This window comes from Streptomyces sp. NPDC002845, assembly GCF_053591955.1.
In genome coordinates, this window is record NZ_JBSFUU010000001.1 from 257,185 (window position 1) to 274,792 (window position 17,608).

Consider the following 17,608-nt stretch of genomic DNA (forward strand, 5'->3'; position numbering starts at 1 on the left):
GGCGGAGCCCTCAGCGCCGCAGCGACTGTCCGAACCCCGCCGCCAGCGGCATCCGCAGCCCCAGCGGGGGAGGCGCCGCGAGCGCGTCCTCGACCGGGCGGGCGAAGGGGCGGCCGAACAGTGAGCCCATCATGAAGTCCTCGGCCAGCGCGTGCACTTCGTCGCGGTGCTGGTGCAGGGCGTGTCGGTCGGAGTGGACCTCGAAGCGGCAGATGCCGGGGTTGGTCTTCTTCGCGCGGGCCGCGTAACGGAAGGACAGCTCGGGGTCGACGCGCTCGTCGTTCGTGCCGTGCACGATCAGCACCCGGCGCCCGGCGAGCTGTTTCACCGGCTCCGGCTCGGCCGCCATGTCGTCCTCGGGCAGCCAGGGGGCGATCGCCACGACGGAGTTGACGGCCGTGTGGCCGCCCGCGTGCAGCGCGGCCCGCGCGCCCATGTCAAGGCCGACCAGGCACACCGGCACATCCCCGTAGCGGCGCACGATCTCGTCGGCGGCCCAGTCGGCGTCGCGCGCCAGGTGCGCCTCGCTGCCGTTCCAGCCGCGGTAGCGGTAGTGGACGACGTGCACGACCAGGCTTTCGTCGCGGCCCGCGCGGGCGAGACGGCGGCCGAGGGCGTGGACGGAGGCGGCCGCCATCATGGGGGAGGGCCTGCGGATGGAGACCTCGTCACCGGCCGGGAGCAGCAGCACCGCCCCGCTCACGGCCGCCTGCTCCGGACCGATGGACCGCCCAAGTCGGGCCCTGCGCACGGGCATCGCTTGCTGTGACATGACAGAACAGTGTCAGAAGCCGTGGTGTACGCCACCCGTCCGCCGGGTCACCATTGGGTATCGGCCAACTCCCCAACAGGCGCTCTACGCGCGTAGGCGGTATCGTGCGGAAATGACGAGCCAGAGCATGAACACCCCGAGCTCGGACCAGATCCGCCGTGCGCCCAAGGTTCTGCTGCACGACCACCTCGACGGCGGGCTGCGCCCCGGCACCGTCGTCGACCTGGCCCACGAGACGGGCTATTCCCATCTTCCCGAGACCGACGCCGACAGACTGGGTGTCTGGTTCCGCGAGGCCGCCGACTCCGGTTCCCTGGAACGGTACTTGGAGACCTTCTCCCACACCGTCGGCGTCATGCAGACCCGGGACGCCCTGGTGCGCGTCGCCGCCGAGTGCGCCGAGGACCTGGCGGAGGACGGGGTCGTCTACGCCGAGGTGCGGTACGCGCCCGAGCAGCACCTCGAAGCCGGGCTCAGCCTCGAAGAGGTCGTCGAGGCCGTCAACGAGGGCTTCCGGGAGGGCGAGCGGCGCGCGAAGGCGAACGGCCACCGCATCCGCGTCGGCGCCCTGCTCACCGCCATGCGGCACGCGGCCCGCGCCCTGGAGATCGCCGAACTCGCCAACCGCTACCGTGACTTGGGCGTCGTCGGCTTCGACATCGCGGGCGCCGAGGCCGGCTATCCGCCCACCCGGCATCTGGACGCGTTCGAGTACCTCAAGCGCGAGAACAACCACTTCACCATCCACGCCGGCGAAGCCTTCGGGCTCCCCTCCATCTGGCAGGCGCTCCAGTGGTGCGGCGCCGACCGGCTGGGGCACGGGGTGCGGATCATCGACGACATCCAGGTCGCCGCCGACGGCTCCGTGAAGCTCGGGCGGCTCGCCTCGTACGTACGTGACAAGCGGGTCCCGCTGGAACTGTGCCCCAGCTCCAACCTCCAGACGGGCGCCGCCGACTCGTACGCCGAGCACCCCATCGGCCTGCTGCGGCGGCTGCACTTCCGGGCCACGGTGAACACGGACAACCGGCTGATGTCCGGGACGAGTATGAGCCGGGAATTCGAGCGCCTTGTCGAGGCTTTCGGGTACACGCTCGACGACATGCAGTGGTTCTCGGTCAATGCTATGAAGTCAGCATTCATTCCTTTCGATGAACGACTGGCCATGATCAATGACGTGATCAAGCCCGGCTATGCCGAGCTGAAATCCGAATGGCTGTTCAAGCAGGCCGCCTCCACCAGCGATTCTGCGGACGGACAGGGCTGACCGGGGCTTTCCGGGAGCGGTCGGGTCGCGATGGCCCGACCGCTTTTCGATGTTTGCCTCGGGCGGGGCTTTGATGTTTACGTTTCGGCACCGCTCACATCCCCGTCAAACGCCAAGGACGCATTCAACATGAAGCAGTCTGCTGCCAAGACCCTCGGTGTCGCCGCCCTCGGTGCCGCCTTCGCCGCTGCGGGCGCGGGCGCCGCGAACGCCGCTCCGGCCGTGCCGGACGTACCGGCCCTGGACACCGTCACCCAGACGCTGCCGGCGCAGAATGTCTCGCAGACGCTGCCGGGTGCCGTCGAGGCGGTTACCCAGGGTCAGCAGGCGCTCGGCGCCGGTGTGGACGCCGCGCAGCCGGCCGCTGAGAAGGCGCTCGGCTCCGGTGTGGCCGCCGCACAGCCGGCCGCCGAGAAGGCGCTCGCCGACGGGCCGACCGCGCCGGTCGCCGGGCTGCTCGGTGGTCTGCCGCTGAAGGGCCTGCCCACGCAGGGCCTCGGCGTGAACGGGCTGCCGCTGGGCTGAGCCGTACGAACGGCGACTGACTCGTACGAACGCCGGTGGGGCGCACCCTCGTTGGAGGGTGCGCCCCACCGCTTGTGTGTCACCGTGCCGGTGTCACCAAGCCGTACGGGCCTTGTCCTCCGAGGGCAGCAGCACCCACAGGGCTATGTAGAGCAGGAACTGCGGGCCCGGGAGAAGGCAGGACAGCAGGAAGATCACGCGCATCGTGGTCGCGGAGGTGCCGAAGCGCCGTGCCAGCGCTGCGCACACTCCGCCGATCATCCGGCCACTGGTGGGGCGGGCAAGGCGGGTCATCGGGACTCCTTCGTGAACCGAGGTCGAGGCCTCCTCCTGTGGAGGCCCCGGTGATTTCCACACCTTCAACGCTACGGCGACGAAGCGGACGAAGCGTCACTCTACGGAGCTATTCCGACCCTGGGAATCGTCGGGGTCCGACCCTGAGGAGACTCCTCCCGGTGGAGGGCGGCGACCCCGAGCGCGGTCTCGGCCCGCGTGGCCCGGCGGCGCAGCCGCGTCCGTAGCCCCGGCACGATCACCAGATGCGCGAGCGCCACGCCGAGCGTGTTCAGCAGGATCGAGTCGATGTCCACGATCTGACCCGGCACGCCGGTCTGCAACAGCTCGATCCCCAGCGACAACAGGGCACCCGCGGTGACCGTACGCGCGAGGGAACCGAGCCGCGACACGGCGAGACTGCCGCCCACCATCGGCAGCAGCACCCCCAGCGGCGCGAGCAGCGCCAGCCCCTCCCCGATCCGCCGGGCCGCCTCCTGCCACCCCATGGCCAGGTCGGCCCTGATCCCGGCGAACGGCCGCAGATTGGCGGCGCTCACCCACGGCACGTCCAGCGGACGCAGCGTGATCCAGGCGACGAGCGCGAGATGTGCGACGAGGAGCACACACCCCGCCGCCCGGACCCGGATCCCGGCCTTGTCACCGTTCGAACCTTGACGCTGCACGACCCACTAGACGCCACCCCCGACACGATCGGTTCCGCCCTGCACCTCCACGCGCCCCACGTGGGTGAGTGATGCGCCACAGACGCGCGCCGCCGCCGGAGGGGCTCGGGTGCGGTGTCGCCGGGGTCACGGCGGCCCACAGCACCGGGAACAGCGCGGGGCGCCTCCCGCGGTGGCCGGGCCGTCGGCCTCGCACCGGCCACCCGGACTCCGGCAGTCCGGGTGGCCGTACCACGCGGCAGGACGCCACCCACGCCACAGGCACCGGACGCGGCCACCGCCGGCCGGTTCACGGACGAGGCCGGCGGGCCGAGACCGTGCTCAGGATCGGCGGCGGGGGCGTAGGGCGGCGAGGTGGTCCGGGAGGGCGACGTGTGCCCCGGGCCCGCTGAACACCCTGGACCCGCTCAACCCCCTGGCCTTGATCCCCATGGCCTTGATCCCCCACGGCCTCGATCCCCACGGCCTCGATCCCCACGGCCTCGATCCCCACAGCCGTACCCCCGCCGGGGTCAGGACTTCTCCACCTCCGTGGACGGAGGTGTCTTCGCGCCCGGGTCGGAGCGGAGCTCGGTGGTGCACCGGTAGCGTCGCAGCGGTTCCGTGCCGGGGCCGCCGAGGGTGACCGAGCCGTCGCCCTCGGCGGCGGTGGAGTCGGCGAAGGTGCAGATGATCTGGGCGAGGGCGTACGACGACAGGTCCTCGGGGCGGGTGGAGAGGCGCAGGGCGTCCTCCGGGTCCTCGGCGAGGGGCCCGGTGACGGTCAGTCCGGCCCGCACTTCCGTGTCGTAGCGGGCCCGGCTCTCGGCGGAGGTGAGGGGCCCGGAGAGTTCGTCCAGGAGTTCCTGGGCCATGAGGACGCGGCGTGCCGTCTCCACCGAGTCCTCGGGGATGTGGACCGCGCGGTCGACCGGGACCAGCTGCCTGTCGCAGAGGAGGAAGACCTGGACCGGGATGCCGTGGACCCCGTTGCCGGCCTGTGGGCCGATGTCCGTGGCGGACAGGCTGCACGCAGCCTTGGAGGGGGCCGGGCCGACGTCCGTCGGGACCTGGGTCGCGCGGATGCCGCAGGCGGTGGTCAGCGTCGCGAGGGCGGCAAGGAGGAGGACTCCTCTGGGCTTCACCGGGCGTTCCCCTCACTGCCGTTGTCCCCGTCCTGGCCGTCCTGGGCGATCAGCGGGGACGCGTCCCGGGGCAGGCGGAGGGTGAAGACCGCGCCGCCCTTGGGGGAGTTGGCGGCGGTGATCTCGCCGCCGTGGATATGGGCGTTCTCCAGGGCGATGGACAGGCCGAGCCCGCTGCCCTCGGAGCGCGGCCGGGAAGCGCTCGCCTTGTAGAAGCGGTCGAAGACGTGCGGGAGGACGTCCTCGGGGATGCCGGGCCCGTGGTCCTGGACCTCGATCAGCAGGTCGGCGTCGTCCGCACCCTTCTCACCGTCCTCGCGGACCGCGACACGCACCGGCGATCCGCCGTGCTTGAGGGCGTTGCCGATCAGGTTGGCGAGGATCACGTCGAGGCGGCGCGGGTCGAGGCGGGCCATGATGCCGCGCTCGGCGTCCAGATCCACCGCGTCCAGCCAGGCCCGCGCGTCGATGCACGCCGTGATCTGGTCGGCGATGTCCACGTCGTCGAGGACCAGCCGGGCGGTGCCCGCGTCGAAGCGGGTGACCTCCATGAGGTTCTCCACGAGGTCGTTCAGGCGCCGGGTCTCGCTGACGACCAGCCGTACCGCCGGCTCGATCATCGGGTCGAGGCCGCCGGTCTCGGCGTCCAGCTCCTCCTCCAGCACCTCCGTCACGGCGGTGATCGCGGTCAGCGGCGTACGGAGTTCATGGGACATGTCGGCGACGAAACGACGCGACGCCTCCTCGCGGCCGCTCATGTCCGCGACCTTCTTCTCCAGCTCCTGTGCCGCGTGGTTGAACGTCCGTGACAGGTCGGCCAGTTCGTCCGTGCCCGACACACGCAGCCGGGTGTCGAGCTTGCCCTCACCCAGGCGCCGCGCCGCGACACCCAGGCGGTGCACCGGCTTCAGTACCGTCGTCGCGGCCGCCTGCGCCAGCAGGGCCGAGCCGATCAGCGCGAGCCCCGTCGCGATACCGAGCGACCAGGCGAGGGAGTTGAGGTCCTTCGCCTCCGGCTCCAGGGACTTGAGCATGTAGCCGGTCAGGCCCCCGTCGATCACCCTCGCCCCGCCCACCAGGTACGGCGTGTCGTTGTCGATGACCCGCTGCCAGTACAGGTGGTAGGGGTACTTGTTGTTCGACGTGATCTCCTGCTTCTCGTTGACCGCCTTCCGCAGGGACTCCGGTACGTCCTCCAGCGTGAAGTCGTCCACCGCCGAATTCGCCGAACTGCCGTACACCGGCCTGCCGTCGGTGTCCTCCGCGACCAGCAGCACACTGAACCGCTGACCGCCGTCGGCCATCTGCCGTGCCGCGTACATCAGTTGCCGCTGGGTCGGATACATCGGCAGGGCACCGGCGTGGTTCTGCATCTCCTGCTCGAAGTCGTTCAGCGCCGCGTCCTGCGCGCGCGTCAGCACGGCCTCGCGGTTGAGCCAGTACGCGATCCCGGACGCCGACACCGCCGCGGTCAGCGCCACCAGCCCGAACACGACGACCAGCCGCAGCCGCAGACTGGTGAAGCGCAGCCGCGACAGAACTCCCTTACGAGCCGCGGCCCAGCCGCGCGGCGACGGCTCCTGGTCGTGCACGTCGGTCACTGAGGAACGTCCAGCCGGTAACCCACGCCCCGCACGGTACGGATCAGAGTCGGCGACGACGGCACGTCCTCCACCTTGGCGCGCAGCCGCTGCACACAGGCGTCCACGAGCCGCGAGTCACCGAGGTAGTCGTGCTCCCAGACGAGACGCAGCAACTGCTGCCGCGACAGGGCCTGGCCGGGGCGGCGGCTCAGCTCCAGCAGCAGCCGCAGCTCGGTGGGCGTCAGCTGCAGGTCCTCGCCGTTCTTCGTCACCGTCATCGCCGCGCGGTCGATGACCAGCGAACCGAACGTCGCCGCGTCGTTCGCCTCGCGCTCGCCGCGCCGCAGCACGGCCCGGATACGGGCGTCCAGAACCCGCCCCTGCACGGGCTTGACGACATAGTCGTCGGCACCGGACTCCAGGCCCACCACCACGTCGATGTCGTCGCTGCGCGCCGTCAGCAGAATGATCGGCAACTGGTCCGTGCGCCGGATGCGCCGGCACACCTCGAACCCGTCGATGCCGGGCAGCATCACGTCCAGCACGATCAGATCCGGCCGCTGTTCGCGCAGCAGCTTGAGACCATCCTCGCCGGTGGCGGCGGTGGCGACACGGTGTCCCTGGCGGGTCAGTGAGAGCTCCAGGGCCGTGCGGATGGCGTCGTCGTCCTCGATCAGCAACAGGGAAGGCACGGCCTCATTCTGGCCCATGCCACGGGCGGGTTTCGACTGTTGTCCCGCTCCGGTCCACGTCCCCCGTACGAGCACGCCGTCCGCGCCCGATCCCGTAGCCGTACGGCTCTTCTCTGTGAGCGGGCTGTGGCGTGCCTGGGACCCACCCCTGTGACAGGTCTGTGACAGTCGGCGGACACGGCCATGAAGTCGCCCCGGCAAGCTTTTGGGCACAGGCAAGGAAGCACGGCAGAAAGCACCGCCTGAGCAGCACCGAGCAGTACCGAGCAGTACCGAAAGACCTGATCAGAACCGGAACTCCACGACGGGGGGCGCGAGATGAGCACGCTGCACAGCATGAACACCGGCGCGGTGTTCACGCGTCTCCACGACATGTCGCGGAGCACGGAGAAGTCCGGTGCCGTGAGCGGGCGGGGGTGCGCTCGCGGCACCGGGCGTCAGCACACCGCGTACATGACGGTGGTTGACGCACACACGGGGGCAAGCGATACGGGGCCCGCGGCGGTAGCCGCTGTTGGCGCTGTCGGGGGAGCCGCGTACGGGGAGGCCACGGGGGAGCGTCGTTCGGCGTCGGAGGCGGAGTTCACCGCCTACGTCCAGGAGCGCCGCGCCTCCCTGTACGCCACCGCCTACCACCTCACCGGTGACCGTTTCGAGGCCGAGGACCTGCTCCAGAGCGCCCTGTTCTCGACGTACAGGGCGTGGGACCGGATCAGCGACAAGGCCGCGGTCGGGGGCTACCTCCGCCGCACCATGACGAACCTGCACATCAGCGCGTGGCGCCGCCGCAAGCTGAACGAATACCCGACCGAGGAGTTGCCGGAGACCGTCGGCGACACGGACGCGATGCGCGGCACCGAACTGCGCGCCGTCCTGTGGCAGGCGCTCGCCCGCCTCCCCGAACTCCAGCGCACCATGCTGGTCCTGCGCTACTACGAGGGCCGCACGGACCCGGAGATCGCGGAGATCCTCGACATCAGTGTCGGCACGGTGAAGTCCAGCATCTGGCGGTCGCTCCGCCGGCTGCGCGAGGACGAGGTCCTCAGCTTCGGCCGTGACGAGGAGGAGTCCTTCGGGGAGCTTGTCGCCTGAAGGTCTGGGGCCCGCGGCCGGAGGCCGCTCATGGGCTCGACGGGGGAAAGTACGGGGGGACGGGGAACACGGGGGAAGCAAGGGAAAAAGGGGAAAAGGGAATCGCGGCGGCGCTGGGGAGCGCTGTGGCGGCACCCGGGGGACCAACGGGGTCACGGGGGACCACGGGGGAGCACAAAGGAAGCGGGGCTGGAGGGCCGGGGGGTCCATCCAGTCCCGCTTTTGTGTACCGCGCCCCGTACGGGGCGCGGTACTGTATCGATATGCGGCTCCGCCGCGTGGGCGCGACCAGCCCCCACCGGCCCGCGGGTTCATCACCGTGCTTCCAGCGGAGCGCTTAGGCCGCCGCCTTGGCGCACCGTCCCGCGGCCGCGTCCGCCAGCCGTCCCAGGGCCTCGGCCTTGTCGCAGGGGTGGGCGCCCAGTTCGGTCTGGCGGGCGATGATCGAGCGTTCCAGGCGCATCAGGCGCCAGCCGCGGCGGAGCAGGAAGGGCACCGACTTGCGGCCCTCCCTCAGGTCGCGCAGGAAGCGGCGGCGGAAGGTCCTGACCGGGCCGCGGGTCAGGCAGAGGGCGTCGGCGAGGACACCCAGCTCGCGGCAGCGTTCGACGATCTCGGCGGCGAAGATGCCCTCGGCGATGAACAGCGGGGTCCGCTCGATGTGGAGGGCTTCCTCGCCGGTGCGGGCGCTCAGGGAGATGTCGTACGTCGGAACGGTCGTACGGCCCGTACGGCACAGCTCCTCGATGGCGGCGACGGCGGCGCCCGCGTCCCAGGACAGCGGGTGGTCCCAGTCGATGTCCGGGCTGCCCTCCACCTGCGGCAGCGTCGGGTCGTCGCCCTCCTTGTAGAAGTCGTCGAGCCGCAGCACGGGCAGGCCGGAGCGGGCGGCGAGGAGGGACTTGCCGGAGCCGGACGGGCCGGACAGCAGGACGACCCTGGTCGGTATCGGGGGATGCGAACTCACGAGAGTTCAGTGTGAGGCATGGATCGGCTCTCGCCGAGTCAGCGGGTCGCCGTTGGAGCGCACATCACATCTCAACTACTCTTCGTGTCCATCAGATTACCTAGCGCAGTAGAAAGTGGCATCAGCGATGGCACGACACTCGGCTCCCCACACCCTGACCGCCCGGCGCGTGATGCTGGCCGCCACGACCGCGGGACTCGCCCTCGGCGCGGACGCCGGCACGGCGGTCGCCAACGGCGCTCCGGTGGTGGAGATCCCCCACCGGCCCACCTCGCTCGGCACGGTCGACCCGCAGGCGGGACTCCAGGCGTTGACCGGCAGCGTCCAGTACGTCACCGGCCCGGTCGCGGGCCTCAAGCCCAACCCGCTGGCGGGCACCGGCGTCGACCCTCTCGACAACGGCGTCGGCACCCAGCTCGCCGACTTCAAGCCGCTGTCCTCCCAGACCCTGACCCGACCGCTGGCCCAGGCGCCCTCGGTGGGGAACATTCCGCTGCTTGGCCAGGTGCTGGGGGCGGTACAGGGCGGCTGAGCGGTTGACCAGCCGCTTCGGAGAAGTGAGGGCCGCGCTCCCCTGGACGGCGGGGGAGCGCGGCCCTTGGACGCCATCCGCTTTCCGAACGTGATCGTTTGGTTCGGGGCGGGTGGGCATGAATTCCGTTCGGTGGCGGGAGAGACGGGCGTGGTTCGTCTGCTCGTGTCGGTGGTGGGAGTGGCTGGTGCCGTCGGCGCTTGGTCTGCCGGAGGCCCGGGAGAAGTAGGCCGGGAAGAGCTCGTGCGGTTGCGGGAAGGGGCTGAGCGGGTGCAGGCCGTGCTCGGCGACGCGGAACGCGCGCTTCAGGGGCTGGCTTCAGGGGCTGGTGGATGCCCGTGCAACGGTGGCCGAGGCGCTGGTCGAGCCGCTTTCCGTGGTCGGGGTCGGGGAGCCGGCGCGGGGCGCGGTGGCAGGCTCGCCGGCAGAGCGCCTTCGGGGCCTTCTTGCCGAAGGTGCGGTGACACCTGGTGCTGAGCGCCAGGTGTCACGAAGCCCGCCAACCGGAGTGCTCAGTCACAGCCGGTTGAGCCGGAGCACGATGGGTGTCAGATGGGCAGGGTTGTTGTCACCGGGACCGTTCCCTCAGCGCAGTGTGATCCTGGCGGCGACCGGCAGATGGTCGCTGCCGGTGGCGGACAGGGTGCGGATGTGGGCGACGGTTGCTGAGCGGGCCATGACCTGGTCGATCCGGGCCAGCGGGAAGCCGGCGGGGAAGCTGAAGGCGAAGCCCCGCTCCGCCACGTTCATCCGTGAGGTCAGCGGGGCCAGCCCGCGGTCGTCGACCGTGCCATTGAGGTCGCCCAGCAGGATCACCGTTTTCAGCTGCTCGGCAGCGACGGCCCTGCCCAGCAGGCCGGCGCTCTCGTCGCGCCAGGAGGATGCGAGGCCGCTCGTCCGGACGCGGACCGAGGGCAGGTGCGCGACGTACGCCGCGATCTCGCCACGCGGCGTGTGGACCACGGTCCGCAGCCCGCGACTCCAGGACCCCGCGATCCCCTGCGGTTTGATGTCCAGCAGCTGGGCATCGGTCAGCGGATGCTTCGACCAGAGCCCGACGGTGCCCCGGACCGCGTGGTACGGGTAGGCGGGGGCGAGAGTCTTCTCGTAGACCGGCAGAGCCGGGGGCACCAGCTCCTGAAGCGCGATGAGATCGGGCTCGGCGTCAGCCAGGGCGCGGGCCGTGCCCGCCGGGTCGGGGTTCTCGTCGCTGACGTTGTGCTGCACCACGACCAGGTCGTGCGCGCCGGGCTTCCCCCCGGGCAGGAGCAGCCCGCCGAAGAGATACATCCAGGCCGCCGTCGGCAGCAGCAGGGCCACCAGCGCGGTGGCCGAACGGCGCAGCAGCGCCAGGCCGAACAGGAGCACGACAGCCAGGCCAAGCCAAGGCAGGAACGCTTCCAGCAAACTGCCCAGGCGGCCCACGGAATTGGGCACCGCCCGGTGGAAGGCCAGCAGCCCGGCCGTCAACACCGCGAACGCGGCAGGCACCCGCCCCCGCGTCCAGACCAATCGGCCCCTCTCGTCCCCCTTCTCGCCCTCGCCCGGAACCCACCGCCCGGCCCAGCGCCGCGCCCACCAGGGCACCGCTGCCTTCAACGTCGACGTCACACCGCTGTCCGCCCGCTCCACCTGGCATCCCATCCGCTTGACCTCGTTCCCCAAGACGAGTCACCGGGTGAATCGGTTTCCGCTTCCTGTCAGCGCGCCACGTCCCCCACCTGCGAGGTGATGACGATCTGCCCCCTCCTGCGAACGGACGGTGACCAAGAGCATGCTGATCCGGTGACAACCACCGTGCCTCGCCGCCACAGAACGACAGATCGGCCAGGTGGGTGAGCACGTCGCGCGGCACGTGTGGGTTGTGGGCCTCCACCAGCCCCTGAAGCGCGCGTTCCGTGTCGCCGAGCACGGCCTGCATCCCGCTCAGCCTCCGCCCGCAACCGGCACGACTCCTCCCGGGCCCACTTCTCCCGGGCCTCCGGCAGACCAAGCGCCGACGGCACCAGCCACCCCCACCACCGACACGAGCAGACGAACCACGCCCGTCTCTCCCGCCACCGAACGGAATTCATGCCCACCCGCCCCGAACCAAACGATCACGTTCGGAAAGCAGATGGCGTCCAAGGCCGGTTGCCGGTCGTCTCGCCGGACGTCAGTACGACGAGACGTCAGTACGACGAACCGGAGGCGCCCAGTGAACCCGTCGGGTGCCAGACCGTCTTGGTCTCCAGGAAGGCCGTCAGGCGGTCGATGCCCGGAGTCTCCGTGTAGTCCACAGGCTGTGGACGGAGAACGCGCTTCAGATTGTCCGCGGCCGCGATCTCCAGCTCCTTCGCCAGTACGTCGTCGGCGCCGGCCAGGTCGATCGCGTTGACGTCCTGGTGCGCGGCCAGGGGCGCGGCGATCTCCGCCGTACGGCCGGAGAGGACGTTGACCACGCCGCCGGGCACGTCGGAGGTGGCCAGGACCTCCGCGAGGGAGAGCGCGGGGAGGGGGGACTCCTCGCTGGCGATCACGACGACCGTGTTGCCGGTGGCGATCACCGGGGCGATCACCGAGACCAGGCCGAGGAAGGAGGACTCCTGGGGGGCAAGGACGGTGACCACGCCCGTCGGCTCCGGGGTGGACAGGTTGAAGTACGGGCCCGCCACCGGGTTGCCGCCGCCGACCACCTGGGCGATCTTGTCGGTCCAGCCCGCGTACCAGACCCAGCGGTCGATCGCCGCGTCCACGACCGCGGCCGCCTTGGACTTCGACAGGCCCTCGGCGTCGGCCACTTCGCGCACGAACTGGTCCCGGCGGCCCTCCAGCATCTCCGCGACGCGGTAGAGGACCTGGCCCCGGTTGTACGCCGTCGCGCCCGACCAGGCGCCGAACGCCTTGCGGGCCGCGACCACCGCGTCACGGGCGTCCTTGCGGGAGGCGAGGGGAGCGTTGGCCAGCCACTTGCCCTTTGAGTCGGTCACCTCGTACACCCGGCCGCTCTCGGAACGCGGGAACTTGCCGCCCACGTACAGCTTGTAGGTCTTGAAGACACTGAGCCTTGCGTCAGACATCGAGGTACGCCTCCAGACCGTGGCGGCCGCCCTCGCGGCCGAAGCCCGACTCCTTGTAGCCGCCGAAGGGCGAGGTCGGGTCGAACTTGTTGAACGTGTTGGACCAGACGACACCGGCCCGGAGCTTGTTCGCCACCGCCAGGATGCGGGAGCCCTTCTCCGTCCAGATGCCCGCCGAGAGGCCGTACTGGGTGTTGTTGGCCTTGGCCACGGCCTCGTCCGGCGTACGGAAGGTGAGGACCGACAGCACCGGGCCGAAGATCTCGTCGCGGGCGATGGTGTGCGCCTGGGTGACGTTCGTGAAGAGCGTCGGGGCGAACCAGTAGCCGGAGGAGGGCAGTTCGCAGGCCGGGGACCAGCGCTCGGCGCCCTCGGCCTCGCCCCGCTCGGTGAGCGCGGTGATCCGGGCCAGCTGCTCGGCGGAGTTGATCGCGCCGATGTCGGTGTTCTTGTCGAGGGGGTCGCCGAGGCGGAGGGTGGAGAGCCTGCGCTTGAGGGAGTCCAGCAGCTCGTCCTGGACCGACTCCTGGACGAGGAGGCGGGAGCCCGCGCAGCAGACCTGGCCCTGGTTGAAGAAGATGCCGTTCACGATGCCCTCGACGGCCTGGTCGATCGGGGCATCGTCGAAGACGATGTTGGCGCCCTTGCCGCCCAGTTCGAGGGTGAGCTTCTTGCGCGTGCCCGCGACGGTCCGGGCGATCTCCTTGCCGACGGCCGTGGAGCCGGTGAAGGCGACCTTGTCGACGTCGGGGTGGGCGATCAGAGCGGCGCCTGTCCGGCCGTCACCGGTCACGATGTTGACGACACCCTTCGGGAGGCCCGCCTGACGGCAGATGTCCGCGAAGAAGAGGGCGGACAGGGGGGTCGTCTCGGCGGGCTTCAGGACCACCGTATTGCCGGTCGCCAGGGCCGGGGCGATCTTCCAGGCCAGCATCAGGAGGGGGAAGTTCCAGGGGATGACCTGACCTGCCACTCCCAGCGGCCTCGGGTTGGCGCCGAAGCCCGCGTAGTCCAGTTTGTCGGCCCAGCCCGCGTAGTAGAAGAAGTGCGCGGCGACAAGGGGGAGGTCCACGTCCCGCGTTTCTTTGATGGGCTTCCCGTTGTCCAGAGTCTCCAGGACGGCCAGTTCGCGGGAACGCTCCTGGATGATCCGAGCGATGCGGAACAGGTACTTGGAACGCTCGGAGCCGGGCAGTGCCGACCACTTCTCGAACGCCTTCCGGGCGGCCCTGACCGCTCGGTCGACATCTTCCTCGTTGGCCTGTGTGTACTCGGAGAGAACTTCTTCGGTAGACGGAGAGATCGACTTGTTGAGATCCTCACCCGAGCTTTCGACGAACTCTCCGTCGATGAACAAGCCGTACGACGGGGCGATGTCGACAACCGCGCGCGACTCGGGCGCGGGAGCGTACTCGAATGCCATGTGTCAGTCCACCGTAACGTAGTCGGGGCCGGAGTAGCGGCCGGTGGCCAGCTTCTGACGCTGCATCAGCAGGTCGTTCAGGAGCGAGGAGGCGCCGAAGCGGAACCAGTGGTTGTCCAGCCAGTCCTCGCCGACCGTCTCGTTCACGAGGACCAGGAACTTGATCGCGTCCTTGCTCGTACGGATGCCGCCGGCGGGCTTCACCCCGACCTGTACCCCGGTGGCGGTACGGAAGTCACGTACGGCCTCCAGCATGAGGAGGGTGTTCGCGGGCGTCGCGTTCACCGCCACCTTGCCGGTGGACGTCTTGATGAAGTCCGCCCCGGCCAGCATGCCGAGCCAGCTCGCACGCCGGATGTTGTCGTACGTCGACAGCTCGCCGGTCTCGAAGATGACCTTGAGGCGGGCGGAGGTCCCGCAGGCCTCCTTCACGGCGACGATCTCGTCGTACACCTTCATGTAGTTGCCCGCGAGGAAGGCCCCGCGGTCGATGACCATGTCGACCTCGTCGGCGCCCGCGGCCACGGCGTCGCGCACGTCGGCCAGCTTGACGTCGAGGGCGGCGCGGCCGGCCGGGAAGGCGGTGGCAACCGAGGCGACCTTCACGGAGGAGCCCGCGACGGCCTCCTTGGCGGCGGCCACCATGTCGGGGTAGACGCAGACCGCGGCCGTGGCGGGGGTCGTACGGTCCGTCGGGTCGGGGTGGACCGCCTTTGCGCCGAGCGCCCGGACCTTGCCCGGGGTGTCCGCGCCTTCCAGGGTCGTCAGGTCGACCATCGAGATGGCCAGGTCGATGGCGTACGCCTTGGCGGTCGTCTTGATGGAACGGGTGCCGAGCGAGGCCGCGCGCGCCTCCAGGCCGACCGCGTCGACGCCGGGCAGCCCGTGGAGGAAGCGGCGCAGCGTGCTGTCGGAGGCCGCCACGTCCGTGAACGTGTGTGCAGTGGTGGGCATGGTCACCAGCCGAGCATATCTACGCGCGTAGCGGCTGTACAGCCCCAGGTGCTCATCATTGGGTGAGGGGGTGCGGATGAGCGCGGGCGGGGTTGCGGGCGGGTTGGGGGCGGCGGCTCTACGGCTGAGCGGGGGGCTATGGATGAGGCGTGGGCCGGGCTGCGGAGGGGCGCGGGGCCGCGGCCGAGTGCCGGCGGGGTTGCGGGCGAGTGCGGGGCCACGGCTGAGCGCCGGCGGGGCTGCGGATGGGCGCCGGGGCACCGCCCACGAGCGGTTCCCCGCGGGTCGTGCAGAATCGGGAGCATGACGACCCCGGACCATCAGTCGCCCGCGCCCGAGCCCTCGAAACCCGTGTACAAGGACCGGGTCTACCGCTCGCCCGCCGCCATCGCGGCAGGTGTGCTGCTGCTCGCCATCGTGGGCTGGCTCGGCATCGACGCGGTGATCGCGGGCGAGGGCCGTACGCCCTGGCTGTCGCTCGCCCTGATGTTGCTCGTGGTGCCGTTGGTCGTCGCCTTCACCCTGCGGCCCGCCGTGTTCGCGAACGACGACCGGCTGCGCGTACGCAACCCCTTCCGTGTGATCGTGCTGCCCTGGGCCACCGTCGTCTCGCTGCGCTCCGGCTACTCCAACGAGGTCATCGACGAGTCCGGTACCAAGTACCAGCTCTGGGCCGTCCCCGTCTCCCTCCGCGACCGCAAGCGCGCCGCCCGCCGCCAGACCCGCGCCCAGGCCACGTCCGACACCGGCGGGCGAACCGGCCTCGACACCGGGCCCATGCGGGCCTCGGCCGACCAGACCATGCATGACCTGCGCGAACTGTGCGAGGCCCGGGCGAAGGCGCCGGGGGCGCAGGGGGAGACGAGCGTGCGGTGGGCGTACGAGGTGATGGGGCCCGTGGTGGCGGGGGCTGTGGTGTTGGCGATTCTGATCGTGGTGGGGTGACGGCCGCTCTGGCGCGGGGATACGGCCTTGGTACTGGTGAGGGTGCGTATTCAACTGTCACGTGTTGCCGATGATCCTTAGCTTGGTAGTGACTTTCCGTAATTCCCCTGCTCGGCGAGGTGAACACCCGGCCCGTGGGACGCAGGGCCAGGGCGAACGCGTCGGCCGCCTCCAAGCGCGGTTCGTCCAGCGGGCTGATCGCCTCCGCTCGGGAGCTGGGGCAAGGAACTCCACCTCATCGAGCATGCGGGAGAACTTCGGCCATCTGCTGGGTGAGAACGCGCGGAGGGTCCCGCAGAATGCAGGACCCTCCATCCCGGTGTGCCGGGTGATGCCTCAGCTCTTCCGGGAAATGTATCCCTTGTGTCCGTGATGGGCGGCGAGAACGTGGGTTCAGGGACGTCCGAGGGCTCGGAAGGTCCAGTCGGCCTCGCGCCAGGTGTCGGCGTTGAGGGTGCCGCGGCCGTCGATGACCTTGGGGGTGGCAGCGCGGGCGGCGAGGTTGTGAGGATCGACGTGCGAGTACTGCGGCCACTCGGTCAGGTGCAGCAGGAGGTCGGTGTCCTGGACGGCGGCGATCGGGTCGTCGATGTAGTCGAGTTCGGGGTGCGTCTTGCGGGCATTGTCGAGGGCCTGGGGATCGGTCACGGTGACCGTGGCGCCGAGCTCGTGGAGTTTCTGGGCAACGGCGAGGGCGGGTGAGTCGCGGATGTCGTCGGTGTTCGGTTTGAAGGCGGCGCCCCAGATGGTGATCCGCTTGCCCATGAGGGTGCCGTCGCACTGTTCGCGGGCGAGGTCGACCATGCGCTCGCGGCGCCGGTTGTTGATGGCGTCGACCTCGCGGAGGATTGCCAGGGCTTGGTCGACGCCGAGCTCGTCGGCGCGGGCCATGAAGCCGCGGATGTCCTTGGGCAGGCAGCCGCCGCCGAAGCCGAGGCCGGGCCGCATGCCGCGCCGTCCGATGCGGATGTCGTGGCCGAGGACGTCGGCGAGCTGGCTGACGTCGGCGCCGGAGGCTTCGCAGACCTCGGCCATCGCGTTGATAAAGGAGATCTTCGTGGCGAGGAATGCGTTCGCGGACCCCTTGGCGAGTTCGGCGGTGGCCCAGTCCGTGACGATCGTCGGCGTCCCCGCCTCGATGATCTTCTCGAAGCACTGCCGCAGCACGGTTTCGGCCCAGGAGCACTCCGTGTCGAAGCCGAGGACGAGCCGGTCGGGGCGGAGGGTGTCCTCGACGGCGAACGACTCGCGCAGGAACTCCGGGTTCCAGGCAACCTCGACTGCGTCCCCGGCAGGCGCGAACTCGTGCAGTAGAGCGCGGACGCGGGGTGCGGTGCCGACGGGGACGGTCGACTTCACCGTGACCACCGCCGGGCCCTTGAGGCGGGGTGCGAGCTGACGGACGGCGGAGAACAGGTAGGTCAGATCGTAGGCGTGCTCGTCAGGCTGCTGCGGGGTGCCGACGCCGATGAAGTGCAGGTCGCCGAAGGCGGCGGCCTCCGCGTAGGAGGCGGTGAACCTCAGGCGCCCGCTCTTGGTGTGGCGGGCGAGCATCTCGTCGAGGTCGCGTTCGAAGAACGGGGCTTTGCCGGAGTTGAGGACGGCGACCTTGTCCATGTCGGAGTCCATGCCGAGGACCTCGTGGCCGAGTTCGGCCATGCAGGCCGCGTGGGTGGCGCCGAGGTAGCCACAGCCGATGACGGTGAGCTTCATG

Annotated in this window: 17 protein-coding genes; 5 read left to right on the forward strand and 12 right to left on the reverse strand. The window is 70.3% G+C overall.

The features are described 5' to 3' along the window. Window positions 1–10 precede the first annotated feature (10 nt). The gene (locus ACWD3C_RS01115) at window positions 11–772 is read right to left on the reverse strand and encodes an alpha/beta fold hydrolase (protein ID WP_451138684.1); all 762 of its coding nucleotides are present in this window, start codon (window positions 770–772) and stop codon (window positions 11–13) included. Between the two features lie 112 nt (window positions 773–884). Here ACWD3C_RS01115 and ACWD3C_RS01120 point away from each other — a divergent pair, with 112 nt between their 5' ends. Together ACWD3C_RS01120 and ACWD3C_RS01125 are read left to right on the forward strand one after the other, a co-directional pair. Further along, the gene (locus ACWD3C_RS01120; RefSeq protein WP_451138686.1) at window positions 885–2,039 is read left to right on the forward strand and encodes an adenosine deaminase; all 1,155 of its coding nucleotides are present in this window, start codon (window positions 885–887) and stop codon (window positions 2,037–2,039) included. A 129-nt stretch (window positions 2,040–2,168) separates the two neighbouring features. Beyond that, entirely contained in the window at window positions 2,169–2,564 is a 396-nt protein-coding gene (locus tag ACWD3C_RS01125) for an ATP-binding protein (protein WP_451138688.1), read from the forward strand. A 93-nt stretch (window positions 2,565–2,657) separates the two neighbouring features. On the opposite strand, the gene ACWD3C_RS01130 is transcribed toward ACWD3C_RS01125, so the two are convergent. The 5 genes from ACWD3C_RS01130 to afsQ1 all read right to left on the reverse strand — a co-directional run bounded on the left by ACWD3C_RS01130 (window position 2,658) and on the right by afsQ1 (window position 6,922). Then, complete coding sequence (locus ACWD3C_RS01130) at window positions 2,658–2,858, reverse strand: PspC domain-containing protein (RefSeq protein WP_451138690.1); 201 nt, start codon at window positions 2,856–2,858, stop codon at window positions 2,658–2,660. A 101-nt stretch (window positions 2,859–2,959) separates the two neighbouring features. Then, window positions 2,960–3,523 carry a VanZ family protein gene (locus ACWD3C_RS01135; protein ID WP_451138692.1) on the reverse strand — a complete coding sequence of 188 codons (564 nt, stop codon included), beginning with the start codon at window positions 3,521–3,523 and terminating at the stop codon, window positions 2,960–2,962. A 512-nt stretch (window positions 3,524–4,035) separates the two neighbouring features. Next, on the reverse strand, window positions 4,036–4,647 hold the full coding sequence (locus tag ACWD3C_RS01140) for a hypothetical protein (RefSeq protein ID WP_451138694.1): 612 nt from the start codon (window positions 4,645–4,647) through the stop codon (window positions 4,036–4,038). Continuing rightward, window positions 4,644–6,239 carry an ATP-binding protein gene (locus ACWD3C_RS01145; RefSeq protein WP_451138776.1) on the reverse strand — a complete coding sequence of 532 codons (1,596 nt, stop codon included), beginning with the start codon at window positions 6,237–6,239 and terminating at the stop codon, window positions 4,644–4,646. Before ACWD3C_RS01145 ends, ACWD3C_RS01140 begins: the two co-directional genes overlap by 4 nt. Window positions 6,240–6,244: 5 nt before the next feature. After that, entirely contained in the window at window positions 6,245–6,922 is a 678-nt protein-coding gene (gene afsQ1 / locus ACWD3C_RS01150; protein ID WP_055515961.1) for a two-component system response regulator AfsQ1, read from the reverse strand. A gap of 318 nt (window positions 6,923–7,240) precedes the next feature. On the opposite strand from afsQ1, the gene ACWD3C_RS01155 reads away from it, so the two are divergent. Beyond that, window positions 7,241–8,014 carry a SigE family RNA polymerase sigma factor gene (locus ACWD3C_RS01155; protein WP_451138696.1) on the forward strand — a complete coding sequence of 258 codons (774 nt, stop codon included), beginning with the start codon at window positions 7,241–7,243 and terminating at the stop codon, window positions 8,012–8,014. A 337-nt stretch (window positions 8,015–8,351) separates the two neighbouring features. Here the strand turns inward: ACWD3C_RS01155 and ACWD3C_RS01160 are convergent, their stop codons facing one another. Continuing rightward, entirely contained in the window at window positions 8,352–8,981 is a 630-nt protein-coding gene (locus ACWD3C_RS01160; protein ID WP_451138698.1) for a uridine kinase family protein, read from the reverse strand. A 127-nt stretch (window positions 8,982–9,108) separates the two neighbouring features. Here ACWD3C_RS01160 and ACWD3C_RS01165 point away from each other — a divergent pair, with 127 nt between their 5' ends. Then, window positions 9,109–9,513 (forward strand): hypothetical protein, encoded by a 405-nt coding sequence (locus tag ACWD3C_RS01165; protein ID WP_451138700.1) that lies wholly within the window; start codon window positions 9,109–9,111, stop codon window positions 9,511–9,513. A gap of 585 nt (window positions 9,514–10,098) precedes the next feature. On the opposite strand, the gene ACWD3C_RS01170 is transcribed toward ACWD3C_RS01165, so the two are convergent. From ACWD3C_RS01170 to deoC, 4 genes are all read right to left on the reverse strand, one after another. After that, window positions 10,099–11,004, reverse strand: a complete 906-nt coding sequence (locus tag ACWD3C_RS01170; RefSeq protein ID WP_451138778.1) for an endonuclease/exonuclease/phosphatase family protein — start codon at window positions 11,002–11,004, stop codon at window positions 10,099–10,101. Between the two features lie 680 nt (window positions 11,005–11,684). After that, a complete protein-coding gene (locus tag ACWD3C_RS01175; protein ID WP_451138702.1) occupies window positions 11,685–12,572 on the reverse strand; it encodes an aldehyde dehydrogenase family protein in 888 nt (295 codons plus the stop codon). Next, the gene (locus ACWD3C_RS01180) at window positions 12,565–13,995 is read right to left on the reverse strand and encodes an aldehyde dehydrogenase family protein (RefSeq protein WP_451138704.1); all 1,431 of its coding nucleotides are present in this window, start codon (window positions 13,993–13,995) and stop codon (window positions 12,565–12,567) included. Before ACWD3C_RS01180 ends, ACWD3C_RS01175 begins: the two co-directional genes overlap by 8 nt. Window positions 13,996–13,998: 3 nt before the next feature. After that, entirely contained in the window at window positions 13,999–14,955 is a 957-nt protein-coding gene (deoC, locus tag ACWD3C_RS01185) for a deoxyribose-phosphate aldolase (RefSeq protein WP_451138706.1), read from the reverse strand. A 297-nt stretch (window positions 14,956–15,252) separates the two neighbouring features. Here deoC and ACWD3C_RS01190 point away from each other — a divergent pair, with 297 nt between their 5' ends. Beyond that, window positions 15,253–15,894, forward strand: a complete 642-nt coding sequence (locus tag ACWD3C_RS01190; RefSeq protein WP_451138708.1) for a PH domain-containing protein — start codon at window positions 15,253–15,255, stop codon at window positions 15,892–15,894. Window positions 15,895–16,287: 393 nt separating this feature from the next. On the opposite strand, the gene ACWD3C_RS01195 is transcribed toward ACWD3C_RS01190, so the two are convergent. After that, window positions 16,288–17,607 carry a UDP-glucose dehydrogenase family protein gene (locus ACWD3C_RS01195; protein ID WP_451138710.1) on the reverse strand — a complete coding sequence of 440 codons (1,320 nt, stop codon included), beginning with the start codon at window positions 17,605–17,607 and terminating at the stop codon, window positions 16,288–16,290. Window position 17,608: the final 1 nt, after the last annotated feature.